Genomic DNA, 22,293 nt, shown 5'->3' with positions numbered 1-22,293 from the left:
GGTGAGCCTACACAATATATGCTCACCGTGGTCGATTTCGAGCACATGCGCGCTTATTGGACGCGCAGCGGGAAGGTCACACCCTTATTGCTGATGGCGCCATGCTCGGGAAATTTCATCCCGCGGAAGCGCTGCTTCAGGCAATCGCCGACCGGGCGATTAGCGTATTGCCCCTCCTTAATTTTGACGCCACCGGTGGTGCCCGAAGGACGGATAAAGAACTGTACGGTGACGCCCTTAAAGGAGCGGTCCTGGCGCAATTCCTGCATAACGCACCCGCGCAACTGGCCGAATTGGGACATGATAATCTGGTTGATCTCGGCGTCGCTCAGGAAATGCGAGGACCCGCTATTATCCGAAAGGTCGACCTCAGCAGCCGCGCCCGCGCCGCCTCCCCCGCTGCCTTTGCGCGACTTGGTGCGCACCTTTTTGGTGTGGCGTTTCACGCGGCGCTCAATCTCTTCCTGGCTGGCGTTGAGGTTAAAAATACTGGCCATCAACGCCTTATCGACCGCGATGGTTTGGAACTCCTTGGGGGGCGGCAGGAATTTGAAGTCCAGCGCGGCGAAAGTTTTATCCATTGGCAACTCAACCGGGTCCGGTTGATTGATATAAAACACAAGCATGGAGATCAGGGTAACCACGCCCACGGCGACCGCAATGATCAGGCCGATCGAGGCGCCCTTCTTTACCTTGCGCTCAAGCTCGGCGCGCGCGGCCGCCTCCTGGCGGCGACGCTCGGCCCGCTTGGGCAGATATTCGGCGACATCCTCGCGGAAATCCTCCATCTCCCCGAGCTCGACGCGCTCCTGGCTGATGCGGTCGAGCACCGGGCAAAACTCATCGATCTCGTCGCGATAGAGCTGCTCGAGCACCTGCTCGCGCGTGAATGGGCCGTAATCAAGCCCATCCTTCTGCAGCAAGAAGCGCTCCTCGTCGCCATCTCGACCGGCACTATTAAAGCCGGGAAGATCGATATTAAAGAGGTCGCTATCTCCGCTATCAAAGTCCGGGATGCTGTCGTCGTCGACAGCCGGCTCGATGGGCAAGCAGCCGGGGGGCGGCGGGCCGCCGAGCAGCGCGCCGGCCTCGCGGGCGGCGTCCTCAAAGGTGTCGCGGAACTCGCGCACATTGCGCGGGCGGTTGGCCGGCTCGGAGTCGATGCACGAGGCGATCAGGTTGACCAGCGACGGCGGGTATTTGCTCATGCCATCGAGGGCGAGTTGGCGGGCGCGCTTTCGCTGGTCCGGCAGGCCATTCTCACTGAGCAACTCGGCGGCGAGCATCCCGAGACTGTAGAGATCCGCGCTTGGCTCGATCTCCATGGGGTTGAGCGCGACCTCGGGGGCCACATAAATGCTGTCGACGAACGGCCCGCTCTGCTTCTCGTTGAACAGGTATTCGCCGGCGATCCGGTCGAAGGTCAGGTTCCCCAACTTCACCACGCCCTGGGCGCCCAGGTAGATATTATAGGGCGTCAGGACACCGTGAGCGATGCGCTTGTGGACGACTTCGAGCGCGTCACAGACATGCGCCAAGATGGTAAAGACATCGCGCAACTCCAACGCCTCTCCGGCCTCGCGCCGCTGGGCGACGACCCCCGAGACGCTCGCGCCGCTGACAAATTCCATCGCCACGAACATCTCGTTGGTGGCGGTCTTACCCATGCCCAGGATGCGCGTGAGATTCTTGTGCCGAATCGCGTTCGCGACCTGAATCCGCTTGCGATAGTCCTCATAGACATCGTCGCCTGGGAACGGCCGCGACAGCACCTTAATGACCACCGAGTCGCCGCTGGCGATCTCGGTGCACAGGTAGCTGATCGCGCCACCGGAGCTCCCCAGATAGCGCTGAACCTTGAACGCGCCGGCGACCGTGTCACCGGTGCGAAGCGTGGTCGGCTCGCTCGGGGCCTCCATGCTGCTTCGCACCCCGGGCGCCCTGGCCTTCATGCTCGGATGCGGCGGCGGCACCGGCACGCCGGGCGGCGGCGTTCGCTTGGCCGGCGGGCCCGCCGGCGCGCGCGCGGGCGGCTTGGGTAGGGTGAGTCGCTCATCTCCCTTTTGGCTGGAATCACTCATGGGGTATTCGATGGGGCAGACGGAAGAATGTTATTTGGAAGTTCGCTCGGGCCCGCATCCGGGGCCGAGTCTATCGGCGACTCTACTTGCGGCGGCTCGTCTTTGGAATCGCTCTGCTCTTCAGGCACAGGGGGCGCAGGCGCCGCGCCGGCCTCTAGGGGCAAATCAACCAACCAGCGCTCGCCGCTCCACACCATCGTCGCGCTGCCGGTATGGCCGTCATGAAAATTAAGCGTCAACTCAAGCTTCTGTCCGACCGCGGGCGCACCCGTCAGCGGCTCCTTGGGGGCAATCGACTTAAAGTCATAGGGGTTATTGACCCGCCCGACTACCAACGTCTGATAGTCCTCGGGCAGCACACCCTCGCCGTGGGTCTTCTTGAGCTCCTCAAGCGGCGCAAGCAACGCGGCGCGGTCGGACTCAACGATCGCCTCAAAGGCATTGTCACGCTCCCCGCGAAACCAGTCCATCAAGAATGAACGAAAGACCTCTTCGGGGGCCGGCTCTTGCCAGGCTTCTTTATCTTTACACCCAAGCGCGACGCTTCCTAACCCGAGGATCAGCCCGGCGAAGACGAGGGATTTGAATGATTGAGAGATGCGTTGTGACACGATATTTAATTACCCTTTTGAAGACCTAACGGTCAAGATCAGACAATGCGCAAAATACGGTCGGTGCGCCCCGAAAAAGCATCAATAAAGACCGGATTCACTCGGCCCGCCGCCCACGGTTGAATCTTCGCGCCGAGCCGATTTGAGCAACTCGTCGACATTAAGCCCGAGCGCGGCGAACGGCCAGGCGTGGTTGCCTGACGCCAGGATCTCCATAAACGCGAAGGAGCCCGGCTGGGCCGCTGTGCGCTCGGCGTGGCGAATCTTGCGAAATAGGTGCAGCGTGCGCAGGCGCCGGGCCTCGCGCAGGTCGTCCTCGTCGACCAACGGGCGTGTCTCGTCGGTGGGCGTCTGGGGGGTCGCCTGGGTGGTGGAGACCACGCGGCGCTCCCTCAACTGCATGCGCAGCGGAGGGGCGAGCGGGTCGCTCAGCGATTGGCTTAACGCGTCATAATCGGCGCGCACCAAACACCCCATCTTCGCGAGTATATCGAGCAATAGCTGCTCGTCATTGCCGGTGAGATTCTCCACCTCATCGAGGGCCTGCGCGTCGACGTAGAGGACGAAATACTCGGCGCCGATGGCCAATTCCAGGCGCCCACGCAAGGTGCGGTCGCGGATGGTCGCGAGCAGGTCCACCAGGCTTAAGACCGCCAGGCTCCCGCTAAAGCTGGGGGCGGCGGGGATGCGAAGCACCTGGGCCTCGCCGGCCTGCAGCCCACGGGCGAAGGTCGCGCGCATCACCTTTTCGATATGTTCGCGCCGGTCGTCTTCGCGCGCCGAGCAGCCAATCTGGGCCCAGGCGCCGGCCAGCAGCGCGGCGGCACCGCGAAGCTTCGGCTCGAACTGCGGGGCGACGCTGACGCCCGACACCTGGGTATAGGCGCCGCGCTCAGGCGCCGAGCCCACGCGCCGCGCCGGCCCTGAGCCTACATCGGATCCCGGGCGCGGCGGCGGCGTTGGGCGCGCCGGCGCGCGCTCTTGAACGCTCGCCCGCTTCACCGCCGGGACGTCCGGCAGCGTCGCGTTCGCCCCCATCGAGCGAAGCCCGGACGCAGCCGCGTCCGACTTGAGCGCCGCCACCAGCGAGGCGTCGGCTTGCAGGTCGGCGGGGTCGATCGGGCGGCGACGCACCGCCCCCATCATCTCGCCGCCGGCCACCACGCCCCGGCTGAGCACCGCATCGGCGGGCTCAGCCGCCGGCTCATCAAGGCTGAGCTCGTCGCTGATCTTCCCCTTCTCCAGGCCGAGCGCCTCCTCGAGCACGATCGTCTCATTTATCGTGAGGCGCTTGGTATCCGAGGAGGAATCTTCCGGCAGCGTCGCGTCTGACGCCTCGGTGGTGTCGCGCGGAAGTTGGTCCAACTCCAGCATCTCGAGCAGCTTCCCCTGCAGAATCGCCGGAGAGAACGGTCGCTCCAGCCATTGCGCGTCGGGATAGCGATCCCGCGAGTTCCGAAGCCCACAAAACAACACAGCCCCGCCCGCATCAAGGTAATCCTGCAGGCGCGACTCAAGCGCGTCATCGGGCCCCTCGGCGTCAAAGAGCAGCAAGTCGGCGAGCGCCGCGCCCGCCCCGCCGATGACCGGGCTCGCCGCGGTGGGCTGCAACTCCAAGCCGGCTTCTTTTATCGCGTCGCGCATCAGATTACGCAGCGTCGGATTAGACGCCTGAACTTCGATTTTTGGCGCTTGAATGCGATTCATCAAGATTAACTCAGTCGTACGAGCCCCGCGAATCTGGAGCCCAACACGTGTCGACATTAAAAAAGCGGCTGGCGCACCATCTGCGCCAGCCGCTCGACTATGCCATAAATTGCCCGTCTCTACTACTTCTGGGCAACCGCTCCGGTGTTATTTTCGAGCCAGGCACGAAGCAACCGGAGACGGTGGTGGTCCAATTTATACTCGGCGCCGTTGGACGCCTCGTCTTTGAGGATCTTATCGATCGCCGCGATTGCTTCCTTGCTCGGCGCGCGGTAGGCGGCAAAGGTCAGGACCTCACGACTTTCGAGGTAGTCGTCGGCCAGGTGCTTGGCCACCACGGGCGCGGCAGCGGCGGCGGGCAGGCGGCTCAGCTCGAAGGCCGCCTTTTTGCGCACCAGGACGTCTTTGTCGCCGAGCATCTCGTCGAAGCAGCCGGCTTTGGCGGCGTCATCGCCTTTATTCAGGCACTCGGCGCCCTTCTCAATCACGGGGATATAGGAGGACATCTTCTCGGCGATCTCTTTTTCCTTGGTCTTCGCGATCACCGCCTGGAGTCCGGCGGCGCCGTCAGCGCCCGCCAAAAACGCGTAGGACTCGGCCATCATCCAGTTGAATTGGTAGCGCTGCAGCATGGGCATCGGCTGCTTTGAGCGCGCGGCGCGGTCGGCCAACTTCTCCATGTCGACGATCAGGCCCTTCTCGGCCATCTCGAGCAAGGCACCCGTGGCGCTGCGGTCGCCGAGATGAACCAGCGCAAAGGACGCATCCTGGCGAAGCTGAAGTTCGACCTGCCAGTCGGTGATCTCGTCCCACTCCTCGGTGATCTTCTCGTTCTTCACCACGCCGGCGAGCGATTCTACGACGCTGGCGTCGCCGATCTGACCCAGGGCGTTGATGGTCTCGGAGAGCCCACGCGCCTCGTTGACACGCCACTGAACCGCGTGCGTTCCCGAGAGCTGCTTGGGGGCCTCTTTCACTGAATTAAAGTCGTCCACCAGCGGCTTGAGCGCGGCTTGGGATTTCAGCGAGCCCAGACGCACCGCCATTTTTCCCTTCACCAGGTTCTCGGGGAAGGAGTAGTCGGGCGCCTTATTATATTTGGCCAGAAGACTCTTCACGTCGTCGTTTTCGCCGCTGAAGGTCTTGATAAGGAGCGGCACCATCGGCTCGCCGACCTGCTGGATAGCGATGCCGCATTCGCTGGCGACGTTCTGCCCGGACAAGTTGCCCAGGAACATCCCGCGGACCAGCGCGCTTTTGGCGGCGGCGTCAATCGCCTCGGGCGTCTTCGCCCCGATATCGCCCAGAATCTCGCAGCTATAGGAGTGCAGCGCGATGGGATAATTATCCACGCTCAACGCCATCGTCTCGGTCAACAACCCGACCAATTGGGGGTCCGGCATATGGCTGAAGGCGCGCATCAAGCCCTGCTTGGTGTCCATATCGTCGGTGGAATTATACAGCTTGATCAGGTCCGGCAACGCCTCGGTGACCCCGGCCTCGCCGAGGGCTTCGGCCGCGGCTCCGGCGTAGTCCGTTGAATTCTCGCGCACCTCCTTCATATAGGCCTCTTTGGCCTCAGCGGAGCGCAGTTGAACCAGACGCTTCATCACGTCTTTCTGATTTGCGTCCCCTTCCAGGTAGACCTTGGTGAGCGCCGGCACCAACTTCTTCTGGTCGGCGTCTTCCAACGCGCTGATCTTACCCAGGGCCATCGCACGCTCGGCCGAGTCGCCCTCGACCAGGCGAGTGCTGACATAATCGGGGTTTGTCCAATCAGGCTTCTCGCAGCCGACCAGCGTCGCGGCGCCCAGGCTCAGCGCGAGGAGCAATGAAATTCCACGAACGCGCGAGGCCGCCGCGCCACGACTATTAAAAAGATGATGCATACTCTTCTCCCTGGACGAACCCCGACTCGCGAGGCCCTAAATCAATGGGTAAATCAGATACAACAACTACCAACTCATGTATTGGGGCATTGTTCGGCCTGCGGGCGCCCAGGTCAAGCCACCTCGAAAGCAGCGCTGACCGGGACGCCCGGCAAGCCCATCATTATTTGGACTCGTCGGCCGAATCCTCGTCCTGCGAGCGCTCGTCGATCTCGGGGACATAACCGATATACGGGAGGTTGCGGTAGAACTCGATATAGTCGAGGCCGTAGCCGATCACGAATTTATCGGGAATGGTGAAGCCGACGTAATCGAGCGGAACGTCCACGCCCTGCTGGCCACCCGGCTTGTGCAGCAGCGTGCACACCGACACCGATTTGGGGTGGCGCGTTTTGATATTATCGAGCAGATATTTCATCGTCAGCCCGGTGTCGACGATATCCTCGATGAGCACGACGTTTCGCCCTTCGATCGGCTCGGAGAGGTCGCGAATCATGCGCACGACGCCGCTGGACTTGGTGCTTGCGCCGTAGCTGGAGACGCTCAAAAAGTCGGTGGAGACGTCCAGGTCGATATGGCGAACAAGGTCGGCCAAGAAGATATAGCACCCCTTGAGCACACCGATCACGTGGATCGACTCCCCCGCAAAATCCTTGGTGATCTGAGCACCGAGCTCGCGGTTGCGCTTCTCGATTTCTTCCGCGCTGATCAAGACTTCAATATGGTCGAGCAAATTCTCCACGACAAACCTCTTTGGGGTATAAAAGATACTAGGTAAACCCGGAGGGCGAATGCGCTTTCAGGGGGCGGCCGTTCAAGCCGCGTCCCACGCGTCTGCCGAATCCGGGGGCTGCGCAAAAATTAGATCCAGGCGTTATTCATCAACTCACCGAACCCGCCGCCACCGGGGACGATATAGCCCTCTTCGCTGAGCCCGCTCTCCTCTTCCCAATGCGTCCCGGGTTCGGTGGCGAGCACCTCCTTGGAGCTCATGCCGCGGTCAAGCCGCAGCGCGTACATAATCACGTCGGGGTGGTCGGTCTTGATACGGTTGATGAACTCGGGGGTAAAGACCAGGTTCAGCGTAATCATGCGCAAGGGCTTTCCGCCGAAGATATCCTTATAATAGGAGATCGCGGTGGACAGCGACGACCCGGTGGCGCCCATGGGGTCCGGAAAGAGCACGATACGCGAGTCCACCGGACCGCCCACCTTCTCGCCGGAGACCGTCGCCCCGACAACTTCGTCGGCGGGGTTGGTCACCCGACTCATGGTCAGGTGGTCCTGGCGCACGCGCTCCGGATTCATCAACTCGTTCAATTGCGTATAGCAGACCTGCGAGGGCAAGGTGCCGGCCCGCGCGATATCCACCGTCACCACCTCGGTCTCGTGGTCGATCAGCTCACCGCGAAACACGCCGCGATGAGACTTCGCCTTCATGCGGCTGTGGACCGTAGCCTGATGCCGGGGAAACTCCACGTTCATCACCGCCACGACCAGCTGCTGGTAGAGCACTTCGACGAGGCGATTAAACTGCGGCTGACCGACGGCCGGCGAGCATAATTTAGCGAGTTGGGTGAGGCAGAAGGGGTCGTTTAGGATATGGGTATTATCCCCATAGTGATGCTTGATCTGACTGAGTTTATAATCGAGTTCAGAATATTGACTGTCCACGCTCAAGGCTCCTTTGGCTGCGCAAGGAAATGGGATGAGTCTGCATCGGACGCGGCGCGAAGCGGCTGAACGGCCGCCGATTCTCGCGCCGCGCTATTTGATTCGGTGTCTACGACCTGATCGGGCGCGTCGGCCCGGCGCGCCGATTCGCCCTGACGGGGATGAGCCGGCGCGTTAAAACCAAGGGCAAAACAACTTCGGCAGCGCGCCTCATAGCGCTCGTCGGAGCCCACCAAGACCTGCTGCGGGTCGCCTTCGAGCCGGAAGCTTCGGTGCGCCGGGTCCCCGCATTTGACGCAGATTGCGTGCAACTTAGTCACGTACTCGGCGACGGCGAGCAACCTGGGGATCGGGCCAAAGGGGTTGCCCAGGTAGTCCTGGTCGAGCCCGGCGACCACCACTCGCCGCTGCATATCCGCCATCTCGTTGCAGAACTCGATGACGTCCTCATCGAAGAATTGCACCTCATCGATCCCGATCACTTCGACATAGGGATCCAACTCGTCGCGCATCTGCGCGACGCTGGCGACCGGAAAACTCGGCAACTGCTGCATGCTATGGCTGACGATGGCGTCCGTCGCGTAGCGGTCATCGATTTGGGGTTTGAAGATCTGGAGAGATTGGCGCGCGAATTGAGATCGCTTCATCCGACGAATCAGTTCTTCGGTCTTTCCCGAGAACATCGGTCCGCAGATGACCTCAATCCACCCGGCGTTTCGAGGTTGAATGATCATAGAGGACGCTTCGCATGCAAAAATTAAGGGCTAAAACGTAGCCAAATCGTGACATAAATCCCGGCCAAACGCACGCGCCGAATCCGGCGATGCGGCGACCCGAAATTTCGACCCGGCGCCAACAAGCGCCCCACTTAATGCGTCAAAACAATTGCCGCAAGGGACAACCTCGAGAATAAAACGAATGCGCAGAAAAAACGACCCCGCGCAGCGCCAAGGCCCCCGCGGCGAAAGCCGCCAAGGCGCGCCGATATACTACAAAAAATCGCCGCCCTATGATACGCCATACAAGTTATCGAGGCCGACAACCGCGCACTCACCATGCGCAAAGCTTGACGATTCATTCGCTCATCCCGGCCAGTTCAATCAACCGACGCTACAGAGAGATTTCGCGTGAACCTATTCCATCGCACCCCCATCAAGCCGCGCCGCACTATCCTTGAGCAATTGAGCCGCGTGGGCTCGACCTCCTGCCTCGCCCTGGGCGCCCTGCTGCTGGTGTCGGCGAGCGCCGGCTGCGCAAACCACGAAGAGAAAGCGACGGTCGCGATCAATGAGGCGGTGCAATCCTGCCGGGATGCCTCCGCAGAGGAAGCATTCTACGGGGTTGAGCGCTTCGACGGCGGCCAGGACGAGATCCTGCGGGTCGCCTGCCTCAAAGATATCGCGAATTTCGAGATCGAGAATAACCTGACCGCCTCCGCCACCACCGGCCCGGTGGTCTGGAACGCGCAACGCTCGATGGAGACCGACGCCTGGTCGGTCAAAGGGGTTGCCTGGCCCGACCTTGAGCGCGCCCGGCGCGCCCTCAACGAGAACGACCCAACCCAGGAGCAACTCACCTACGCGAATACCCATCTTGAGAGCGCCCAAAAAGACGTCCCCGAGAGCGCATGGATTCGCCTGACGCGCCTGGACACGCTGCTGAAGTTGCGCACCAAGACCCGCAAAGCCGACACCCCCAACCCGACCACTATCGGCGACGAGGCGCAGAAGCAATTCGACGAGACCGTGGCCTGGGCCAAGACCAATGACGATCTGGACACCCAGGTCGCGGCCCAATATATGGTGGTCGAGCACCTCGAAAAATATATGAATCGCGTCGAGATGATCCTGGAGTCCGACGGCTCGGGGGATGACTGGCTGATTAAATCCGCGGAAGTCGCCGAGAAAGAAGGCCGCACCGAAGAAGCCGAGAAATACCGACAGGAGTTAGAAGACACGCAGACCAAACGCGCCGAAGACCAGGAAATATACGGCAAACGCAAGGTCGAGTTGCACGCCGCCCTCTGCGCGCACGTCGCCGAACTCTCGCCGTCTGGCGTCACTGACGCGGCCCTGGCAAAGCGGGTCAGCGCCAAGAAGAGCGCGATTGACTGCATGGCTCGCGCGGGCGACGCGACGGCCGAAGCCGCCACCGAATAGCGCCGGCATCCCCCTGCGCGCCGCGCCGCGCGCAGGGCTCGCCGGCCCCCCCCCCCCAAAGAACCGACGCCCTAAAGAACCAGCCAAGAAACGAATAAAGATGCCCCCGATGGTTCGGGCGCATCTTTTCTTTTGTGCTCTACTCTAATTAGCGGGCGACGAAATTCGCGAGCACCCGCTGGAAGTGGTCAGGCGAGTCCTCCATGGGACAATGCCCGACGCCGCGGAAAATCTCCATCTGCGCATCCGGAATCCCCGCGCGCAAGGTGCTCACCGTCTTGCGACGGATCAAGTGGTCGCGGTCACCCCAGAGGACCAGGGTGCGGTGGCGAATCTTCTCCGCGCCGGCCAAACGGTCCGGCTCGCGCACCAAATCCGTCCCCAGGTCCAGCATAAACTTCAGGCGCTGCGGGTCGCGAAACGGCTCCACATAAGACGCGACCTCCGAGCTGGTCATGCGGCTCTTTCGCCACTGAATCGGCTCGTACATGCGCATCCCAAGCGAGGATGCGCCAAACTTCGCCAGCTGAAGCGGCATGCGCCCGACCGCGTGGTGCGTCCAACCGGGCAGCGGAAGCCGCACCCCCGGGCTCACCAGCGTCAATGACTTCACCCGCTCCATCGCCCCCGGGTCTTTGGCCCACATAAACGCCACGAGCGCGCTGAGCGAGTGCCCCACAAGGTGCACCCGCCGGCGGATGCCTCCGCGCTGGGTGCTCGCCACGGCATCGAGCAACGTGTCCAACCACTCCACCATATAGGCCACCTGAGGCTTCACCGTGTCCGCCTGAAACGTCAAATCTCGCCCGTGCGCCGGCAAATCCGGAATAATCACGCGGTAGTGCGCCGCCAATTTCGGCACGATCTTACGATACGCGATCGAATGCGCCATAAAACCGTGCAGCAGCACAATGGTCTCCTCATTATCCCAACCCGCCTCAAGCCAGTGAAATGGCCGCCCATGGTGCGCGCAGCGATGGTAAAGGGAGCGAATAGGAACCGGATTCGAAATTTCGGAGTAATTTAAAAACACGGTCGATATATCTTGTTGGGAGGAAAGTGAGCCAAACAGACGGACGTCGCGTCGCGAACTATCAATTATGCTACCACAGGAAAATTATGCCAGCACAATAATTATATGTAAAGAAAGCTTCAGCGGGTTCGCCCGTCTCAAACTTGACGTGGGCCTGGCTCCTTGTTAGACGTTTTGCGATTAAATAGGTCCGTTGATCTGTAGAATATTGACGCCAGCAAGACGGAAGTTTTTTCCTAAAGTCCGGTTTTTAGGGCTGACGCGGATTCAACGCTGTGTAAGGTTGGATGACGAGCGCCACGATGTGCTTCGTGCGCGAGCCGCGGAATGGAACAAATTCGAAGACTTTCTTCGCCTAATTTCTTATAGTGCTTGAATACCAATAAATTTTTGATGACTGTACGCTTATATATCCGCTGTGGCGTCGCCCACAGCCCGAGGGTTGTATATGAAGGCTAAGATGAAATCTGTGTTGGCTGGTCTGGTTGTCGCAACCGCAATGTTATCGGCGCTCCCGGCACAAGCCGGCGAGAACGACCTGGTCCTGACGCGCTTCGGCCAATTCGTTCAAACCAGCGAAACATGCGCCAACGCCTGCGGCTATGCGGTCAAAGACGAGGAAGGATTCCGCAACCTCACCCGCGATCTCGGCCAAGTCTTCGCGCCGCGCTTCAGCGCCCCGGCCGAGACGCTTGGTGAGGCCGGATTTGCCATCAACCTGATGACGAGCCTTTCGTTTATCGATAACGAGGCCGATTATTGGCAGACCGGCGTCCAGGATCGTAACCCGGAGTCCTCGCTCTTCACCGGTCACCTTCAGATTCGCAAGGGCCTGCCCTTCTCTTTTGAAGTCGGCACCGACCTCTCCTACCTCTTCGCCAGCGAGATGTTCGACGTCGGCGCCCAGGTCAAGTGGGCCCTCAACGAAGGCTTCTATTATTTCCCCGACGTCGCCGTGCGCGGCACCGTGAACACCTTGCTGGGCTCGCAGGACCTCAACCTCATCACCGCAGGCTGGGACATCTCGATGTCCAAAGCGTTTAACGTCGCCAACGTGATGTCGCTGACCCCTTACCTGGGCTACCAGCAGCTCCACATCATCTCGTCGAGCCGGGTCCTCAACGCCTATCCGCAAGACACCCGTCCGCCGCAATTCGACACGAGCGGCGGAGAGACCTTCTCCCCCGAGTTCGTCTTCGAGCAGAAGTCGCAGGCGGTCAACCGCTTCTTCGGCGGCGTTCGCCTCAATGTTTGGATCATGAGCTTCACGCTGGAAGGCGTCTACGCCGATAACGTCACTCAGGGAACCCTGGCGGCGGGCGTGGACTTTTAAGGCGGCTCCTCAAGCACGCCGGCGTCCGGACACACTATGACCCGAATCATCAAGCGCTATCCGAACCGCAAACTCTACGACACCGATCAGAGTACCTATATCACCCTGGAGCAGATCGAGGCCCTGGTGCGCGGGGGAGAAGACCTGCGCATCGTCGACAACACCTCCGGGGAGGATATCACCAAGGCCACCCTCGCCCATATCATCTTCGAGCACGAGAAGACTCGCCCGGACGGACTCCCGCTGAACACGCTGCGCGGCATCATCCAATCGGGCGAGGAGTTCATCAACCGACTGCAGTCGCCGGTGAGCCAGTTTCGCGAAGAATTCCGCCGAAAAGCAGAAGCCATCGAAGAGGGCAGCAAAGCGGTGCGCGACTTCGTCGACTCCACCCAACGCTCGATCGATGAGATGCAGGTGCGCATCGATGATCGCCTGCGCGACGCCGTCGACCAGATCACCCACATCCCCGAGATGAAGCGCGAAATGCGCCAGATGCAGACCCGCATGAGCACGATGCAGTCGCAAATCGACCGCCTCGAGCGCGAAGTCCGCGCCCAGCGCTCCGGCGGCGCGCAAATTAGCTCAGACCCCTTCCGCAACCTCCCCTAAAAACGGCCGCCCCGGCCGTTTGCTGAGCGCGCCGCGCACGCGCTCGCGCCTCCCCTGGCAAAATCAGAACCACGCTTGGAAAAATAGGCATTTCAATAGTAGAGTGGCTAGAGCCAACTCTTTTGCCATAAAATGTCCAATTTCAGACAAGCCACACTGCATGCCAAGGTCATCCTATGATTGTCCGGTGTCCGGAATGTTCGACAGGGTTTAACCTCCCCGACAATAAAGTCACTGAGAAACCGGTGAAGCTGCGCTGCTCGAAATGCAGCCACGTCTTTCACTTCCGCCTCGGTGAGTCCGGGGAAGCTGATATCTTCCTTACCGACTCCGACCGGGAGCAGAATCTCGAGACGAAGGCCGCGGCGTCGGCGGACGCGGCGGACGCCGACAGCCCCGAGCCGGCGGTGCCCGGATTCACCGAGGCATCCGGAGTGTCGGACGCCGACGGTGACGATGACGGTGAAGCCAGCCCAAATAAGACGCAATTTGGCATGCCCGCCGCCGCCCTGCCCAAGCCCGGGGGCTCCAGCCTCGCGTCGAAATTGTCCCAGAAGCTCTCCAAGAGCGCGTCGTCGGATTATAACCCATTTCCGCACGCCAACCTCGACCTGAAGCCGAATGACGCAACCTCCCTGGGGATCCGGGTCGCCCCCGACACCCCCGCCGAAGACGAAGACCTCGGCTGGGCCGAAGAGGCCACGCGCGTGATGGACGTCGACGCCGAAGACGAAGACCCCTTCGCGGGCGCCTTCGAGGGCGAGGGCGAAAGCGCCCAGCAAGAGGCGCTGATCCCCGAAGAGGACCCCTTCGCCGGCGCATTCGCTGACGATGGCGCCGCGGAGGCCGACGCGCCGGCTGCGGCGGAGGCCTCAAGCGAAGAGCAGGCCGAAGACACCGTGCTCGACCAGAAGATCGCGTTTGCCCCGCCGCAGGCCAGCGCTGGACCGCAGGTGCAGACCGAACCCGACGGCGCAGCATCGGCCGCCGCCCAAGCCGCCGTGCTCGGCGCAGAAGCAGGCGCCTCGCCGTTTCACGCAGGCAGCCAGACCTACCGCCCCGAGGATATGGTCGACCCGAGCTTCGGCCAGGGTGGGCCGACCTTCGACCCGGAGCGCGGCATCGTGACCGCGCCTGCCGCCGAAGCCCCCCGCCCTGCGGCGGCGCCCGCGCGCGCGCCAGCGCCGGCCGCTGCCTCCACCCCACAGGCAGAGGCGCCCAAACCAGCGGCCGCGACCAAGAAAGCACGTCCGGCGCCGGCCTGGGAGCCCGAGGATTTTGATGAGCCGATTGCCCCGCATACCATCGGCGGCGGCGGCCCGCAGAAGGCCGCGAACTTCGTGCTCATCCTACTGGTGGTCATGATCGGATTTTTCGGCGTGGTCGCCGCTCTTAGCGGCGGGTTCTTAGACTTCAAGCGCTTCCCGCATATGCTCGAGGTCGCGTTCCAGGGCGCCGAGTTTACGCCGCGCACGGAATGGAAACCCAGCGTCGCGCCGCAGGTGGTCGCCGCGCCGGAGAACCCGATTCGCGTCGAGGGCGTCTTCGCCCAACCAGTTGAGCGCGCAAAGAAGAATACCGTTGTCCTGGTTCGAGGCACCGCTAAAAACACCACCGGTGACAATTTCGCGAAGGTTGAGCTGCGCGCGATTCTCTACGACAATCAGGAGCGGATCATCGCCCAGACCACGGCTCTCTTGGGCGCGAGGGTCCAGCAGTCGGCCCTGGCCGAAGCCGAATCGCCGTCGGCGCTCCTGCCGAGCGAGTCGGCGCAATTACCCGGCCATTCGAGTCAGCCCTTCAGCCTGGTCTTCGACGAACTCGCCCCCGAGGTGCTGGAGCGCGCCGATGTTTCCTACCGCGTTGAAGTTGCCTCAAAGACGCCCTGATCGCAGGTTTAGCCGTACTCACCGGTATCGAGCCCCGATTGCGACACCATGACCGATCAACCCACCGACCGCCCCGGCGCCACGCCGGGGCATGACGCGAGCAACGCCGACGTCGACGCGCTCCAGCAAGCCTTTCAGGCGAGCCTGCGCACCATCAGCAACCTGCCGGAGCTCGATATGCGCGTGGCCGCGCTGGGCGCAACGCTCGAGGCCCGGCCGCCCCGCGAGGTCGCCTGGTGGATCGACCAGCTCATGCGCGGCGCCCTCTGGGGAAAGAACGCAGAGGTCGACGCCATGATGGCCTGCTCGCGCTGGCTGATTCGCGAGCGCGTCGACGATCATTATAATCTAATAAAATCGGTCTTCGAATGCGCCTACCACGACGAACGTCGTGCGATTTTGGCGATTTTGCGCGACCCTCCGCCGCACCAAAAGCTCATCAAGGGCCGCCAATTGGCCGCGCCTGACCTCAAACTCGGCCGCGAGGTCACCCTCGGTGAGCGGCGGTCGTTGGCGCGCGGAAATAACCGAAATATCATCGAGAAGCTGCTTCGAGACCCCAATCGCCTGGTGGTGGAGCAATTGCTCCAAAACCGCAATCTGCGCGAAGCAGATGTGATCTACATCGCCTCAAGCCGCCCCAATGTGCCGGAAGTATTGCGCGAAATCGCGCTGCATAAGGACTGGTATCTTCGCCAGTCTGTGCGCCATACGCTGGTCATGAATCCCTACGCGAGCACCGGCCTGGCGCTCAAGCTTTTGCCGACGCTGAGCATCGAGAAATTGCGCCAGGTGCGAAACGCCTCGCACCTCCACCCGCTGGTGCTCGAGACGGCCGCGCTGCTGGTCGAGTTGCGCGAGCAGCGCACCGCCCCCTGGGGCATCTAGAGCGCCGCTGAGCCTGGGCGAGGCTCCATCAGGCGGCGCCCTCGCGAGCGCCGCCCATTACTCCAAGGTCAACCCGCCAACTGGTCGCGCGCCGCGTTGATCGCGTCTTCGATAAGCTTCAAATACGCGTCGCGGTCGGCCTCCGATTCGGCCTCGACGCGCAGCACCAACACGGGCTGGGTATTCGAAGCCCGCACCAATCCCCAGCCGTTTTCGAATTTCACCCGCACGCCGTCGATGGTGATGACGTCGTGGTCCGCGCTGAAATGATCGGCGACGACGCCCGGGATCTTGAACTTCAATTGCTCGTCGCAATCCATGCGAATCTCGGGCGTCGCGAAGGTCTCAGGGACACCGTCGAGCAGCGAGGAGAACGGCGCGTCGGTGGCCGACAAAATCTCCATCGCGCGGCAGGTCGTATAGAGCGCGTCGTCAAAGCCGAAGAAGCGGTCGTTGAAGAAGATATGCCCGCTCATCTCACCGGCCAACTCGGCGTCGGTCTCGATGATCTTCGCCTTAATCAGGCTATGTCCGACCTGGGCCATCACCGGCGTGCCGCCCCGGGCCTCGATATCATCGAAGAGGGTCTGCGAGCATTTCACCTCGCCAATAATCGTGGCGCCGGGCGTCGCTTTAAGCAGCGCGCGACCCAGGATGATGAGCAATTTATCGCCCCAGATGACATCGCCCTTCTCGTCAACTGCGCCGATGCGGTCGCCGTCGCCGTCATAGGCGACGCCGAGGTCGCATTTCTCGCGGCGCACCACCTCGATCAGGTCCTGCAGGTTCTCTTCAACCGTCGGGTCGGGATGATGGTTCGGGAACGCCGGATCGGGGTCCGAATACAGCTCGATAACCTCGCCGCCAAACACCCGGCGAACCAACTCGGGGGCGACTACGCCGGCCGCGCCGTTGCCGCTATCAAGCGCCACCTTCAGCTTGCGCTTGCCCGGCGTGATATCCTTGCGCACCCACTCGATATACTCCTCGATAATCGTCGCGTGATCGTTGAGCGTGCCGCGCTCACCGCCGACCACGAAGTCGCCGCTCTCGGCGAGCTCGCGCAACTCCTGGATGCTCTCGCCGTGCAGGGTTTCCTTGCCCATCATCATCTTGCAGCCGTTATATTCGGCCGGGTTATGACTGCCCGTGATCTGAATCACGCCGTCATAGCCGTGGATATGGCTGGAGAAATAGACCAACGGCGTGGGCACCATGCCCAGGTCGAAGACGTCGATGCCCGCGCTCTGAAGGCCTTCGGCCAGGGTCGCAAATATCCGGTCGCTCGAGCCGCGCGCGTCGCGCCCCACCGCCACGCGCAACTTCGCGTCGGGCTTGGCGTCGGCGTTCAGGCGCAACAAACGGGTCGCATAGGCGCGACTGATCTTGGCGATCACTTCGTCAGAAAGGTCGGTCGCGGCGATGCCTCGAATATCGTATTTTCGGAAAATATCGGGATTCACGCAGTGGCTCCAGCTCTAAGTTAAATCATCATTGAATTGAGTTTTTCAAAATCGAACGCTCGCGCAGGGTGCCCGAGATCGCGACGCTTCGCAATTAGCATGGTCGCGGCGAGTGTGCTCACATATTAATCTTGCTCGGGAACTCCACCTCGAACCACCAATCGCGCCACGGCTGCGGCACGCAAAAGAGGCTCGTATCAAAGGTGAGCACGAACCAGGCCCGCAGGCTGGGGTCATCGCGAAATTGCTCGTAGATCGCCGAGTTAAACTCCCAGGCGGTCTCGACTCGGCGCGGGCCCGTGCGCTGAATCTCACCGCCCAGTATATTGCGCCCAACCAGGCGTATGGGCGCCACCGCGCCGCCCTTCTCAATCGTAGTCTCCAGGCGGATGTCGACCAGATGGTCCATTAAGTCCTGGGTGGTCTTATCATCATAAAAGCCGTCATTTCGCTGCTCGAGCGCGGCTTCAAACATCAGACGCCCGCTGACCCAGCGAAGTCGCGCGCCGCCGCACAGCCGCAGCCGCGCCACTCCTTCGCCGTAGCCGGGCAGTTGAGCCAAGAACGCCGCCCGCTCCGACCACTTCGCAAAAGGCACCGCCACCCACGCCGGCTCGGCGGAGTTCGCATAATTCCAAATGGCCACCGAGTCGTGCTCGGCGTACATCGAGTACCCGCGCAAGCCCGCGCCGACTGAGCCGCGGCCTTCGACCATTTCTGCAATCTCTAAAGCGCTCTTTGCGTCATCGTATTCCTGCATCGATAGATAGCGATCCCCCGCGAAAATCCGGCGCACGCGTCGCCCATCGGTCGCCAATAACTCGGGCAAATGCCCGTTGAGCGCATCCGCGAGCGAGCGCTGGCGCCACAAGAAATACCGGAACGCCTCGTTCCCCGCTAAAATGCCCGCTGACTGTCTCTTGGGACTCGACACCACATGCCTTTGGTTAAGTCGGAACTCTTGGTCTTTCGCGCAACCGGGTGCGTTGGTTCCCGTAGGTGTAGCGCATGGCGCCGATTTTTGCCAACAAAACCGCGCCCCAAGCCGCCGCGCCGAGGCGCGGCGGCTTGGGGCGCATGGCGAAGAGTCTCCCCCCCGCGGCGAACCAAAAACCCCGGCACCGCGATAATCCCTAGTTGACAGGTAGGAATACATGGGTATTACTGAATCGGTACTTAGATTCGGCTTCTACGCCCAATCGACCCACTGCCCTTCGCGCGAATGCGCGGATTTCGTCGCAAAATCCCTATGGAGATTCAAAATGAACAATAAACGGTTTCGCCTCGGATACTCGCTGCTTGGATTATTATTACTCATCGGCTTCATCGGCGCCTGCGGTTCCTCGTTTGAGATCATCGACGACCGGCCCGAAGAAGAGCGAAACGCGGTCGCCGCGCCCCTGAAGGGACAGGTCGTGATCGAACTTGCCGAGTTCGAGCAGCTCGCCGGCGAGGGCGCGACCATCATCGACGTGCGCAAGCTCGAGGAATACGAGCAGGGACACTATCCCGGCGCCGTGCACAACAACGGCGGGCGCGAGTGGAAAGACGACTTCGGCATCTTGATCGCCGACATTCCGCTGGCCCAGCAACTGGTGCGCGACCTGGGCGTCGACAACGCCCGCCCGGTCGTCATCTACGGCAGCCCGCGCTCCACCGGCGCGTTTCGACTCCACTGGACCCTCGAATACTACGGCCACGGCGAAGTCTACGTGTACGCCCCCGGCTACCCGGCCCTTGAGGCGGGGCTGAACTTCACCCCGGAGACCGACGCGCCCGAAATCACGAAAGGCGACTTCGTCCTGGCCAAGCGCCCCAGCGCGATCGCAACGGCCGACGAAGTCCGCGCCGCCATCGACGACGAAAACGCCGTCCTGATCGACACCCGCCGCGAGACCGAGTTTGAGGGCACCGAGGTGCGTCAATCCGGCGACCAGGATGACCCTCGTCAGGGTAATATCCCCGGCGCCATCTGGTATTATTGGGAGAATGTCTTCGACGAGAACGACAACCTTCGCCCCAAAGAAGAGATCCGCGCTGAATTCGAAGCCGCGGGCTTCCTAAAAGAAGGCGCCGTCGTGGTCGCCTATTGCCAGACCGGCACCCGCTCCACGGTGATCTACGGCCTGCTGCGCTGGCTCGGCGAAGAGCCCAAGAATTACGACGGCTCCTGGGCCGAATGGTCGCGCGGCGACTACCCCATCGCACAACCCCAGCTTGAGAATCACAGTGAATAAGCACACGCATTTCGCCGCCCTTCTGGGCGGCCTTACCCTCCTCGCCGGCCTCGCGGCGCCCGCCCACGCGGGCCCGTGGGTCAAGGCCCCCGGGGAGTCTTATCTGAAGGTGTCGGGCTCCAGTTTCTCCAGCGACCAGGCGTTTAACCTCGACGGAGAGTTGGTCGACGCGGGGTATAGCGCCTCGCAGAAGGGCCTGGGTCTTTACGGCGAGGTGGGCGTATTCCCCGGAGTCGCCCTGAACTTCAATACGGCGTTCTATAAGAGCACCAACGAGATCAGCCCGCGCGAGCGCTACCACCGCTGGGGCGCCGGCGACCTCGACCTCGCCCTGCAAATTGCGGTGCTTGAGGGCTCCTGCTCGGCGTCGGTCGCCCCCGGCGCGCGCATCCCGCTGTACTCCGGCACGCTCAGCGCGCAGAACGGCTTAAGCGCGGTCGATATGGGAAAACAGGGTGTGCAGCGCTATACGCCCGCGCTCGGCGACGGCAGCGTGGATCTCGTGGCCCACGCATCATTTGGCTGCTCCCTCTACCCCATCCCGGGCTGGTTCGGCGTGCAAACCGGGCCGCGCATTCGCCTCAACGGCTTTGGTGATGGCGTCGACTTCGCCGCGGATTTCGGCGTCTTCGTCTGGCCCGAGCGTATCGCGCTGATGGTACGCGCCGACGGCGTCCAGACGCTCACCAGCGACAACGAGCGCCCCACCAAAAGCTACCTCAACCTTTCGGGCGGCGTCATCGCGAATATCTACGCCGGCTTTGCCCTCGAGGCCAACGCTAGTTATATTCCGGTGGGTGAATTCGTCGCCCAGGGATGGACGGCAACGCTCGGCCTCAGCTATAGCGGCGACGTCTTCCAGAACCCCTACGAATAAGCCGGCCCGGGGGGACGTCTGCTGCAGCCATCCACCGAATCTCGGCGCACCGGCGCCGAGATTTAGCCATTTCTCCCGCCCGCAAAGCACCTATCCATGATGTCTCGACCTAAAATCGCACTGCTTATCGCGCTCCTACTCCTACTTGCAGGCGCAGGCGTCTACTTCTTTGTGCAGAAGTCGGTCGAACTCGAGGATAGCGAAGTTGCAAGCGCGCCGCACGAAGGTTCATCGGCGAAAGCCTACGCCAACATCCCGCCCGAAGAGGTCGTCGAGCGGGCCTGGGCGTTTTACGAGTCGCGCCCGTATTTCCAGCGCCCTCGCCCGCCAAACGACGTGCCGGCCGGCTTGCCCGACACCAAGGCGTCGACCTGCGGCGGCTGCCACACCGAGATCTACCAGGAATGGCAGCTCTCGACGCATCGGCGCGCCTGGCTCGATGACGCGCAATTTATGGCCGAGTTGGAGAAATCACGCGGCGGCGACGACCACCAAAACGACGTCGGCTGGATGTGCGTCAATTGCCATACGCCGAACATCGAGCAGCTCCCCGAGTTAGTCGTGGATCTCAAAGACGGCCAAATCAATCAGCCTATTTACGCCAAAAACCCACGCTTTGACCGGGAGTTCCAGGACGAGGCGATCTCGTGCGCGACCTGCCATGTGCGCGACGGCGTGGTCTACGGGCCCTTTGGCGACACCGACGCCCCGCACGCCACCGCCAAAGATCCCAAACTCCTCACGCCCGACAATTGCACCCAATGCCATAACGCCGAGGCGATGTTTCCGGCGCAGAACCTCGGCTGCTTCTTCACCACCGGCAAGGAATGGGCGTCCAGCGACTATCCGAAGACCGACCAGACCTGCCAATCCTGTCATATGCCGCAGGTTGAGCGAAAACTCGCAGGCGCCTTCGACCGCCCGCCCCGCATGACCCGGCGCCACTGGTTTGGCGGCTCATTAATCCCAAAGAAGCACGCGTTCGCTGACGCCCTGGAGCCGCTCAAAAAGGTCTACGGCAGCGGCGTCGATATCGAATTGCTCGCGACCACGGCGGACGCGCAGGCCACCGGCACACCCGACCCGGACTTCGGCGCAGACTCAACCCGCTGCGACGCCGACCAGCCCTGCCTTCGCTATTGGGTGCGCCTGAGCAATCGCAACGCCGGCCACAAATTCCCCACCGGCGACCCCGAGCGCCACGCCGAGATCCACGTCAGCGCGACCAACGCCCAGGGCGAGGTCATCGCGCAGGCCAGCGACCTTATCGCCTCGCGCTACCAATGGTGGCCGAGCATCGAGAAGCTCACCGATAACCGCATCCTCCCGGGGGCACACCACGACATCCTCCTCGAAATCCCGCTCGACGCGAGCGAGGACAAGCGCAAGACCGCGCCGATTACCGTCGAAATCAACGCCCATAAATACCGCATGTATAAGGAAGCCTTTGAGCATCACGACTTGGAGGGCGAAACCGTGCGCGGGCGTCAATTTCACCTCTCCAAATGGCGTTTTACGCCCGCCGACCCCTCGCCGAAACTCCTCAGCGTCACCGACGACGCGGGCACCCGCAGCGGCGACGAAGGGGCCCCCTGAGCGCCCGAATCCGTGCCGGAGCCGCGATACTCGGGCCGAACTACTTTTGACTATCACCAACGCTTCGACGCGTGATAAAAGCTAAGCCGCGTCGCCCTTTCCGCGAAATTTCTCGCCAGCACCGAATCTTACCCCATGGGGAGATGTTGTAGACGGCGCGCTTCGGTGGTTGGCAAAACCCATCGGAATGCGCCATGCTTTCGATTGCGTTAGACTTAGCCGCACTAATTTGGGTACAACGCGT

General features: G+C 62.0%; 18 protein-coding genes. 8 read left to right on the top strand and 10 right to left on the bottom strand.

The window, feature by feature from the left end:
• Positions 1–53: 53 nt before the first annotated feature.
• The 7 genes from DN745_RS06420 to DN745_RS06385 form a co-directional block, all read right to left on the bottom strand.
• Positions 54–2,081, bottom strand: coding sequence for a protein kinase domain-containing protein (locus tag DN745_RS06420; protein ID WP_111333124.1), 2,028 nt, complete (start codon positions 2,079–2,081; stop codon positions 54–56).
• Positions 2,078–2,692 carry a hypothetical protein gene (locus tag DN745_RS06415; protein ID WP_111333122.1) on the bottom strand — a complete coding sequence of 205 codons (615 nt, stop codon included), beginning with the start codon at positions 2,690–2,692 and terminating at the stop codon, positions 2,078–2,080. Before DN745_RS06415 ends, DN745_RS06420 begins: the two co-directional genes overlap by 4 nt.
• An 81-nt stretch (positions 2,693–2,773) precedes the next feature.
• Entirely contained in the window at positions 2,774–4,399 is a 1,626-nt protein-coding gene (locus tag DN745_RS06405) for a hypothetical protein (RefSeq protein ID WP_111333120.1), read from the bottom strand.
• A 122-nt stretch (positions 4,400–4,521) separates the two neighbouring features.
• Positions 4,522–6,288, bottom strand: coding sequence for a hypothetical protein (locus DN745_RS06400; protein WP_111333118.1), 1,767 nt, complete (start codon positions 6,286–6,288; stop codon positions 4,522–4,524).
• A 163-nt stretch (positions 6,289–6,451) separates the two neighbouring features.
• The gene (gene hpt, locus DN745_RS06395; RefSeq protein WP_111337561.1) at positions 6,452–7,021 is read right to left on the bottom strand and encodes a hypoxanthine phosphoribosyltransferase; all 570 of its coding nucleotides are present in this window, start codon (positions 7,019–7,021) and stop codon (positions 6,452–6,454) included.
• Between the two features lie 128 nt (positions 7,022–7,149).
• Positions 7,150–7,962, bottom strand: a complete 813-nt coding sequence (locus DN745_RS06390; protein ID WP_111333116.1) for a uracil phosphoribosyltransferase — start codon at positions 7,960–7,962, stop codon at positions 7,150–7,152.
• A 2-nt stretch (positions 7,963–7,964) separates the two neighbouring features.
• Positions 7,965–8,696: a thymidine kinase gene (locus tag DN745_RS06385; protein WP_111333115.1), complete on the bottom strand. Its 732-nt coding sequence runs from the start codon at positions 8,694–8,696 to the stop codon at positions 7,965–7,967.
• Between the two features lie 393 nt (positions 8,697–9,089).
• Between DN745_RS06385 and DN745_RS06380 the strand changes: the two genes are divergently transcribed.
• On the top strand, positions 9,090–10,121 hold the full coding sequence (locus DN745_RS06380) for a hypothetical protein (RefSeq protein ID WP_111333113.1): 1,032 nt from the start codon (positions 9,090–9,092) through the stop codon (positions 10,119–10,121).
• Positions 10,122–10,269: 148 nt separating this feature from the next.
• Here the strand turns inward: DN745_RS06380 and DN745_RS06375 are convergent, their stop codons facing one another.
• On the bottom strand, positions 10,270–11,031 hold the full coding sequence (locus tag DN745_RS06375) for an alpha/beta fold hydrolase (RefSeq protein ID WP_111333111.1): 762 nt from the start codon (positions 11,029–11,031) through the stop codon (positions 10,270–10,272).
• A gap of 622 nt (positions 11,032–11,653) precedes the next feature.
• Here DN745_RS06375 and DN745_RS06370 point away from each other — a divergent pair.
• The 4 genes from DN745_RS06370 (at position 11,654) to DN745_RS06355 (ending at position 15,876) form a co-directional block, all read left to right on the top strand.
• Positions 11,654–12,487: a hypothetical protein gene (locus DN745_RS06370; protein WP_111333110.1), complete on the top strand. Its 834-nt coding sequence runs from the start codon at positions 11,654–11,656 to the stop codon at positions 12,485–12,487.
• A 36-nt stretch (positions 12,488–12,523) separates the two neighbouring features.
• A complete protein-coding gene (locus DN745_RS06365) occupies positions 12,524–13,099 on the top strand; it encodes a polyhydroxyalkanoate synthesis regulator DNA-binding domain-containing protein (RefSeq protein ID WP_111333108.1) in 576 nt (191 codons plus the stop codon).
• Positions 13,100–13,275: 176 nt separating this feature from the next.
• The gene (locus tag DN745_RS19530; RefSeq protein ID WP_204355098.1) at positions 13,276–14,988 is read left to right on the top strand and encodes a zinc-ribbon domain-containing protein; all 1,713 of its coding nucleotides are present in this window, start codon (positions 13,276–13,278) and stop codon (positions 14,986–14,988) included.
• A 48-nt stretch (positions 14,989–15,036) separates the two neighbouring features.
• A complete protein-coding gene (locus DN745_RS06355) occupies positions 15,037–15,876 on the top strand; it encodes a hypothetical protein (protein ID WP_111333107.1) in 840 nt (279 codons plus the stop codon).
• 68 nt (positions 15,877–15,944) lie between these two features.
• Here the strand turns inward: DN745_RS06355 and DN745_RS06350 are convergent, their stop codons facing one another.
• Both DN745_RS06350 and DN745_RS06345 read right to left on the bottom strand, forming a co-directional pair.
• Positions 15,945–17,339 carry a phosphomannomutase/phosphoglucomutase gene (locus DN745_RS06350; RefSeq protein WP_111333105.1) on the bottom strand — a complete coding sequence of 465 codons (1,395 nt, stop codon included), beginning with the start codon at positions 17,337–17,339 and terminating at the stop codon, positions 15,945–15,947.
• A 118-nt stretch (positions 17,340–17,457) separates the two neighbouring features.
• Positions 17,458–18,273: a hypothetical protein gene (locus DN745_RS06345; protein ID WP_133622067.1), complete on the bottom strand. Its 816-nt coding sequence runs from the start codon at positions 18,271–18,273 to the stop codon at positions 17,458–17,460.
• A 328-nt stretch (positions 18,274–18,601) separates the two neighbouring features.
• On the opposite strand from DN745_RS06345, the gene DN745_RS06340 reads away from it, so the two are divergent.
• The 3 genes from DN745_RS06340 to DN745_RS06330 all read left to right on the top strand — a co-directional run bounded on the left by DN745_RS06340 (position 18,602) and on the right by DN745_RS06330 (position 22,049).
• Positions 18,602–19,576: a sulfurtransferase gene (locus DN745_RS06340; protein WP_162687509.1), complete on the top strand. Its 975-nt coding sequence runs from the start codon at positions 18,602–18,604 to the stop codon at positions 19,574–19,576.
• On the top strand, positions 19,569–20,453 hold the full coding sequence (locus DN745_RS06335) for a hypothetical protein (protein ID WP_111333100.1): 885 nt from the start codon (positions 19,569–19,571) through the stop codon (positions 20,451–20,453). Before DN745_RS06340 ends, DN745_RS06335 begins: the two co-directional genes overlap by 8 nt.
• A gap of 96 nt (positions 20,454–20,549) precedes the next feature.
• Entirely contained in the window at positions 20,550–22,049 is a 1,500-nt protein-coding gene (locus tag DN745_RS06330; RefSeq protein WP_111333098.1) for a multiheme c-type cytochrome, read from the top strand.
• Positions 22,050–22,293 lie beyond the last annotated feature (244 nt).

Source organism: Bradymonas sediminis, assembly GCF_003258315.1.
GTDB classification, from domain to species: domain Bacteria; phylum Myxococcota_A; class Bradymonadia; order Bradymonadales; family Bradymonadaceae; genus Bradymonas; species Bradymonas sediminis.
Note: the sequence above shows the minus strand (reverse complement) of the source record. Positions and strands in the feature narration are given on the sequence as shown.